Below are 8020 nucleotides of genomic sequence, written 5' to 3'. Positions count from 1 at the left end.
ATGAAATCCGGATAGTGCGCCTCGACCAATGCGTACAGCAGCGTGCGCTCGGGCGCGTGGCGTGCGTAGCGTGTTGCGGCGTGGGCGGCCGGCAGGGGCGCGCGCACCTCGGCCTGCCGCCGGGATGCGACGAGGCGCGGCACGCAGCGCTCCGGTGCAGGGACGGCTGCTCAGAGTTACGTCCGCGACCACACCTTCATATCGGCGTTTTCTGCTTTTCGCGTCAGACATTGCCGCGGCGCAGGCAGGAACCCTCCGACCTCGGACGCCAGAAAGCACAAAGCCCCGCATCGCTGCGGGGCTTTTCTTTCAACCGTGACGCAGTGGCCGGCTGGATCAGAAATCCATGCCGCCCATGCCACCCATGCCGCCGGCCGGGCCGTGGCTGTGCGGCTCTTCCTTCTTCGGCGCTTCGGTGACCATGGCTTCGGTCGTGACGACCAGGCCGGCGATCGATGCGGCGTTCTGCAGCGCGGTGCGCGTGACCTTGGTCGGGTCCAGAATGCCCAGCTCGACCATGTCGCCGAACTCGCCCGTGGCGGCGTTGTAGCCGAAGTTGCCCTTGCCTTCGGCGAGCGGGTTCGGGTTCGATCACCGTCGCGGCGGTAAGCTCCGCGCCCCATTCGCCCGCCAGTTTCACGGCGCGGTCCAGCGCGCGGTCGCAGCGACAGCTGAGGTCGGTGGCAAGGAGAATGTGGCGGGGCGTGGTGTCGGTCATGGTCATTCCCGGATTTGCAGTCGCGTAATTGCAACAGGAGACGGCCGTGGCGGCGCTGGGATCGCCCGGCGCCGAAAGGGACGGCATGGGCGAACCATGTCTCCTTCATACAATAACGACCGGGATTTCAACCGGAAATCCGACACGCCTGTCGGCAGCTCACCGGGAACCACAGGGATTCAGCCTCGCTGCACGTTCGCTGATCTTCCGTCACCCTCAACTTGTTTGGCGTATATGCCTTTCAGGCACGTAAGAGCTTGTTCCCCGGTGAAAGCCGGGGTCCAGATGGCATGGCGCTGCCCGCGTGGACCCCGGCTTTCGCCGGGAACGATACCCTGTCGAAAAGGGAGAACCTCACCGGATTTGGAACGATCAGTCCTAGCCGTGCAGGCTCATCAGCGAGTCCATCAGCCCGTCGTCGGCGCTCGAACAGACGCCGAGGACGAGCGCTTCCTCGCAACCTTCGCCGACGACATAGGCATGCCCCATCGTCGAGCCGGTACAGGGTTTCGTAATCCATGGGCTGGCCTCCGCTTGCCCGAGGCAGGCTAGCCCATGCGCACCGTCCCACGCGCACGACTTTGGTCGTAGGGACCGTGCGTGCGCGCAGACCTGCGGCGATACGCCACAGCTGCGCATCGGGTGTGCGCGGAGGCGATGGTGCGACCGGTGCAGGCGAGAGGTCGGCCGGCGCGGCACCCCGCCTGGCCCGGCTTGGCGGCCCGCGGTCGCCGCTCGCGGCCGTGGGAGGCGGGTGTCAGGTCTCGGCTGCAGGCTGCGGGTCCGCATCCTCCGCAAGACGCGCCTGCGGGATGCCGAGCGAACGCAGCAGCACGCCGGCCTGGGTCCGGTTGCGCACACCGAGGCGCTCGAACACCGCGGTCAGGTGCGCCTTCACGGTGCGCTCCTGCTCGCCGAGGCGGTCGGCGATCTGCTTGTTGAGCAGGCCCTCGGCGACCAGCGAAAGCACCCGCATCTGCTGCGGGCTCAGCGTGGCCAGGCGCGTGGCGAGCGCGCGGTCATCGGCATCGGTCGGCTCACCGGCCACGGCGCCGCGCAGTGCCGGCGGCAACCAGGTCTGGCAGGCGAGCACGGCGCGCAACGCCTGCTGCAGTTCGTCCAGACCGGCGCGCTTGGAGAGGTAGCCGGCGGCACCGTAGGCGAGGGCGCGGCGGATGGTGGCAGGATCGTCGTGCGCGGAGATCATCGCCACTGCGACGGCGGGGTACTCGCCGCGCAGCGTCGCCAGTCCCATCAGGCCGTGATTGCCCGGCATGTGCAGGTCCAGCAGCACCAGGTCGGTGTCCGGATGGGCCGCGATGTCCTCGCGGGCGGCGGCGAAATCACCTGCTTCTACCACCATCGCGCCGGGCTCGACCGCGCGCACCGCCTGCGCCAGCGCGAGTCGGAACAGGGGATGGTCGTCGGCAAGCAGGATGCGCATCCGGGCAAGCCTACCGCGCCGCTCGTTCGCGTGCGGGACCGCCCCGCGCGCGGCTCATCGGTTCGCAGCCGTTTCGTGAAGGCCACCGGCGCTCCAGCGCGAGCCTGGCAAGGTCCACATCGGCGGCAATCGCGTGAAGACAACTCGCTGGTGGATCGCGATCGCGGCTGCGAATCGGTCGCCCACGCCCAGCTTGTCGTAGATCGTGCGCAGATGGCTCTTGACCGTGTCCAGTCGAATGCCCAGAAGCTGCGCGATCGCCTCGTTCGATTTGCCTTCGGCGATCCAGCGAGCGACCTCCCGCTGCCGCGCGGTGAGATCGGGGCACAGGTGGACCAGGCGTTCGACCAGCGGCATCGAGCGTGCCGTGCGATCCAGCGCGTGCCGGTACACGAGCGCCACATGCGCGCGGATCCGCTGCATGCGGTCGCGTTCGGCATCGGAAAAGGGTGGCCTACCGAGCATGCGATGGGCTGAAATCGAAAGGGCATAGCCTTCGTTGGCGATCACGAACAGCATCTGCCGGTGCGCACCGCTGGGCAGGTAGACCTCGCGCGCGATCGGCAGCGCCATGTACTCGGCATCGCTGAAGAAGTCTGACTCCCGCAGGACACGATCACCGAAAAATTCCGGGTCCCGCGCCCAGAACGGATGGCTTCGCGCATGGCGCAGATACGCCGCGGCGACGCGCGCGCGGCGCTCGGGATCCGGATCCGGATGCGAAAACTCGGCGCGATACTCGCCCGATCCCGCATGAAACTCGCTGTAGGCCACCAGATCGCAGCCGGTCGCCGCGGCGACGCACGCGAAGACCTCGCCGGGCAGCGCATGCAGGTCCGGCTCGGCCGCATGGAGTGCGAGAAGGCGTTGCGTGCAGGCGAGTTCACAGCGGGTCTCGTCGATGGCGTGTTGGTCCATGGAGTTCACTCCAAAGTGTGATTGCACGAGTTTGGAACACACTGCTTTCATGTCGGCTGCTTTCGCGCCTTTTGCGCGGATGTATACCCGGCATGGGGGGCGAGCTGCCGGCTGCACGTCAGGTCACGGGCGCGCGTGCAAGCGCTCCAGGGCGTACCCGGGTGGCGGCAGGGACACTCCCGCAACCGGAACGAATACGCGGCGCGAGCGCCGCGCACGCGCCTGGACGAAGCTGCCTGTGACCCATCCGATGAAACCCGATCCGATCGATTGCCTCCCCTGCCGAGGTCCACGTACCCGGCTGCCGCGTGCCGCCACGCGCCGCGCGGTGCTGTGCCTTGCCTTGCTGGTCCCGATGCTGGCGTCCGCCGCCGTGCAGGCGGCGACCTGGACCGTCGTCACGCCGGGCGAATTCGATTCCGCCGACCCCCTCGGCGGCAGCGATTGTGACGCCACGACGTTCCAGTGCACCACGCTGCGCGATGCCGTCAATCGCGCCGAGGGCGGCGACACCATCGTTTTCGACCCGGCGCTGGACGGACAAACCATCACGCTCAGTCGCTATACCAACTGCCTTTCCCTGTCCGACACGGGCAGTGCCACCTGCCTGCCGCCGGCGGGCGGGTGGAGCGAAGGGTACGTCAGCCAGTTCGGTCCGTCGGCCTTCTTCATCCGCGACCGCACCATCACCATCAACGCCATGGCCAACGGGCTCACCCGGGGCGTGGTGATCGCGCGCGATGCCGGTGCCGCCAGCTTCCGCCTGTTCGACATCGCCGGCGATGGCGGGCTGGAACTGGTCGGCCTGACCCTGCGCAACGGGCGGGCCGTCGGCGGCGGCGGCAATCGCGGTGGTTCGGCCATGGGCGCGGGCGGCGCGATCTTCAATCGCGGGCAGCTGATGGTGTACTACAGCACGCTGGTCGGCAACGTCGCCAAGGGCGGCACGTCCGGCACAAGCGGGGCGCTCGGCGGCGGCGGCGTGGGGCAATCCTCGTGGGATGCGCCGGGGGGCGGCCCGAATGGCGGGAACAGCGCCGCAGGCGGGTTCGGCGGCGGCGGCTACGGCTATCACTACGGCGGCGTGAGCATCGGGTTGGCCGGCGGGTTCGGCGGTGGCGGCGGTACGCCGGCCGGACCCGGTGGTTTCGGCGGCGGTGGCGGCGGCGGCCCGACAGGCGCAGCGGGCGGCTTCGGCGGCGGGCAAGGCTCCAGTTCGGCTTATTTCGGCGGTGGCGGCGCGGGCATGGGGGGCGCCATCTTCAACGATGCCGGCGGGGTCTGGCTGATGAATTCGACGCTCGCGGACAACCGGGCCGCCGGTGGCGGCGCCTATACCGGCCGGGGCTCCGGCCTCGGCGGCGCGATCTTCAGCTACGCCGGTACGGTGCGCATGAACTTCGTCACCGTGTACGGCAACCGCGTCGGGCTGGACGCCTCCGGCACCGGCGGTACCGCTTCGGGCGGCGCCGTCTACCACGTGGCCGATTCCAACGCCAACTGCGCGACAGGCGGCAACGTCACCTGCACCAGCGGCGCCGCCATGCTGGAGTTTCGCCATTCCATCGCGGCAGGAAGCGCCGATGGTTCGGGCAACGCGGTAGCCGACATCGTGATGCACCGGCTGAACGGCGGAATGTTCATCCACTCCTACGACCCCGGCGAGTACCTGGTGGGTCAATGGAGCGCCGTCAACATGTCGGGAGCGCCGGCCAATTCCGATCCGGCGGAAATCGCCGCGCTGAATCTCGCGCCGATGCCGGCAACGCTGCACGGCGGTTTTACCGATGTATTGGTGCCGCTGGCGGGCAGCAGCGCGATCGATCGACTCGCCGACTGCCATGACTTTGCCGTCGACCAGCGCTTCGTGGACCGCCCGCAGGGCACGGCCTGCGACATGGGTTCCGTGGAACATCGCAGCGACGCGACTCTTGCGGTGACGGTCAGCGGCAGCGGCAGCGTGGATGCCGGTGCGACGCCCGCGCCGGTCTCCGGCGCGATTGCCGCTTGCGCGCAGGGCAGCGGCGACTGCGTGGCCGTCTACGACGGCGAGCGGATGCCCGAGGTCACCCTCGCCGCCACGCCCGCCACGGGCTGGCAGATCACCGGCTGGGGCGGCGACTGCATCGAGGATGCGGTCGATCCGCGCGTCGCCACGGTCACGATGGACGGCGACAAGACCTGCAGCGCCACTTTCGCCATCATCGCATACACGGTGGCCGCCAACGCGACCGGCAACGGCACGGTGACGCCGGCTTCGCAGAACGTGGATCACGGCGATACCGCAATGATCACGATCACGCCCGACGCGGGCCACCACGTCGACACCATCGGCGGCACCTGTCCGGCCGGCACGCTGACCGGAACCAGCTACCAGACCGGCCCGATTACCGCCGCCTGCATCGTCGAGGTCGCGTTCGCGCCGGACGCGCCTGCCGTCTACGTGGTCACGGCCAACGCGACCGGCAACGGCACGATCGCGCCGGCTTCGCAGAGCGTCGATCACGGTGACACCGCGACGCTGACCGTCACACCCGACGCGGGCCACCACATCGACACCATCGGCGGCACCTGCGCAGCCGGCACGCTGACCGGCACCAGCTACCAGACCGGCGCAATCACCGGGGATTGCAGCGTTACGGTCGCATTCGCACCGGACGTGTACACCGTGACGGCTTCGGCAACCGGCAACGGCACGGTGACGCCGGCCAGCCAGAGCGTCGATCACGGCAACACCGCGACCTTCACGGTGACACCTGACCTCGGCCACCACATCGACACCATCGGCGGCACCTGCGCAGCCGGCACGCTGACGGGAACCAGCTACCAGACCGGCCCGATCACGGGCGACTGCAGCGTCACCGTCGCGTTCGCGCCGGACGCGCCTGCCGTCTACGTGGTCACGGCCAACGCGACCGGCAACGGCACGATCACGCCGGCTTCGCAAAGCGTGGATCACGGCGACACCGCGACCTTCACGGTGACACCGGACGCTGGCCACCACGTCGACACCATCGGCGGCACCTGTCCGGCCGGCACGCTGACCGGAACCAGCTACCAGACCGGCCCGATTACCGGCGACTGCAGCGTAGAGGTCGCGTTCGCGGTGACGGTGGCGGCCACGGCCACGCCGGTGCCGGTCGATGCGCGCTGGGCGCTGTTGCTGCTCGCGGCCTTGCTGGCGGCGGCGGGACTTTGGACCGGACGCAGGGAAATGCAGGCATGAAGACCGATTCGGCCGCATTCGCCTGCCGGCGATCGGGAATTGGGGTACCGCGCCGCTTCGGCGCGGGCCTGTCCCATTTTGCAGGCGGGGTCGCCCCGCATACCGACACGCCAACCGGAGACGTACCCATGACAGCATTCCGACATCCGCGCGTTCTGGTCGACCGGGCGCGCACCGCCACGATCCGGGCCGCGCAGGCGTTGGTCGTGTTGTTGACGATGGTGCTGGCCGTGTGCGCACCCGTGCGGGCTGCACCACCGGACGGGCTGACGGCGACGGACTGGCAGGGGATCCAGGCGCAGTTGCCGGTCAGGCCGATGGGCTGGGACACCAGTGGCGGCGCCCTCCAGCAGGGCAAGCTGATCGCCGGGGATGCGCAGACGGGTGACCAGCTCGGCTACTCGGTCGCCGTCTCCGGCGACACCGCGGTGGTCGGAGCGCCTTACGAGGACGGTGAAGGCAATACTGCCGGCGCGGCCTATGTGTTCGTGCGCAGCGGCGGGAGTTGGAGCCAGCAGGCCAAGCTGGTGGCTGGAGATCCGCAGGCGAATGACTATTTCGGCGTGTCAGTGGCGCTCGACGGCGACACCGCAGTGGTCGGGGCGCATTACGAGGACACTGGCGGCGCCAATGCCGGCGCGGCCTATGTGTTCGTGCGCAGCGGCGGGAGTTGGAGCCAGCAGGCCAAGCTGGTGGCCGGGGATGCGCAGGCGGATGACTGGTTCGGCTGGTCGGTGGCGCTCGACGGCGACACCGCGCTGGTCGGGGCGCCTAGGGAGGACGACGGCGGCAGCAATGCCGGCGCGGCCTACGTGTTCGTGCGCGGCGGCGGGGTCTGGAGCCAGCAGGCCAAGCTGGTGGCCGGGGATGCGCAGTTGGGCGACCAGTTGGGTTGGTCGGTGGCGTTCGACGGTGACACCGCGCTGGTTGGGGCCAATGGCGAGGACGGCGCCGGCACGGATGCCGGCGCGGCCTACGTGTTCGTGCGCAGCGGCGCGAGCTGGGAGCAGCAGGCCAAGCTGATGGCCGTGGATGCGGAGACGAATGACCAGTTCGGTTTGTCGGTGGCGCTCGACGGCGACACCGCGCTGGTCGGGGCATATGGCGAAAGCGCCTTTGCCGGCGCGGCCTACGTGTTTGTGCGCAGCGGCGGGGGCTGGAGTGAGCAGGCCAAGCTGGTGGCCGGGGATGCGCAGTCGGGCGACCAGTTCGGCTGGTCGGTGGCGCTCGACGGCGACACCGCGCTGGTCGGGGCCAATGGCGAGGACGAGCGCGGCACGGATGCCGGCGCGGCCTACGTGTTTGTGCGCAACGGCGGGAGCTGGACCCAGCAAACCAAGCTGGTGGCCGGGGATGCGCAGGTGAGTGATTGGTTCGGCTGGTCGGTGGCGCTCGACGGCGACACCGTGCTGGCAGGGGCGAATGGCGAGGACGACGGCGGCAGCAATGCCGGCGCAGCCTACGTATTCGTGCCCGGTCATGCGGTGCAGGCTGCCGTCAGCGGCCTGGCCGGCACCGGCCTGGTGCTGCGGAACAATGGCGGCGACGACCTGGCCATTGCCGCCGACGGCAGCCACGCCTTCGCCACCTTGCTGGCCGACGGCAGTCCCTACGCCGTCACCGTCGCCACCCAGCCGACCAATCCGCCGCAGACCTGCACCGTGTCCGGCGGCGACAACGATGATGGCAGCGGCACGATGGCCGGCGCGCCGGT

The 8020-nt window shown here is 69.4% G+C and carries 4 protein-coding genes and 2 pseudogenes; 2 read left to right on the top strand and 4 right to left on the bottom strand.

Translation table 11 applies throughout. The annotated features are described in order from the left end of the window. Positions 1 to 336 precede the first annotated feature (336 nt). The 4 genes and pseudogenes from EV148_RS18145 to EV148_RS18125 form a co-directional block, all read right to left on the bottom strand. A pseudogene (locus EV148_RS18145) lies at positions 337 to 582 on the bottom strand (TCP-1/cpn60 chaperonin family protein); the annotation flags it as partial. Between the two features lie 49 nt (positions 583 to 631). Beyond that, a pseudogene (locus tag EV148_RS18140) lies at positions 632 to 718 on the bottom strand (hypothetical protein); the annotation flags it as partial. Between the two features lie 757 nt (positions 719 to 1475). Continuing rightward, on the bottom strand, positions 1476 to 2162 hold the full coding sequence (locus EV148_RS18130; protein WP_132000265.1) for a response regulator: 687 nt from the start codon (positions 2160 to 2162) through the stop codon (positions 1476 to 1478). A gap of 54 nt (positions 2163 to 2216) precedes the next feature. Continuing rightward, positions 2217 to 3080, bottom strand: a complete 864-nt coding sequence (locus tag EV148_RS18125) for a helix-turn-helix transcriptional regulator (protein ID WP_132000264.1) — start codon at positions 3078 to 3080, stop codon at positions 2217 to 2219. Between the two features lie 238 nt (positions 3081 to 3318). On the opposite strand from EV148_RS18125, the gene EV148_RS18585 reads away from it, so the two are divergent. Both EV148_RS18585 and EV148_RS18115 read left to right on the top strand, forming a co-directional pair. Next, positions 3319 to 6306: an InlB B-repeat-containing protein gene (locus EV148_RS18585; protein ID WP_158287538.1), complete on the top strand. Its 2988-nt coding sequence runs from the start codon at positions 3319 to 3321 to the stop codon at positions 6304 to 6306. Continuing rightward, positions 6303 to 8020: FG-GAP repeat protein (locus tag EV148_RS18115; protein WP_132000263.1), on the top strand; the 1718-nt coding region annotated here is incomplete at its 3' end. The genes EV148_RS18585 and EV148_RS18115, both read left to right, overlap by 4 nt.

This window comes from Dokdonella fugitiva (assembly GCF_004342425.1).
In the GTDB taxonomy this organism is placed as follows: domain Bacteria; phylum Pseudomonadota; class Gammaproteobacteria; order Xanthomonadales; family Rhodanobacteraceae; genus Dokdonella_A; species Dokdonella_A fugitiva.
This window is presented reverse-complemented; position numbering and strand designations above follow the sequence as displayed.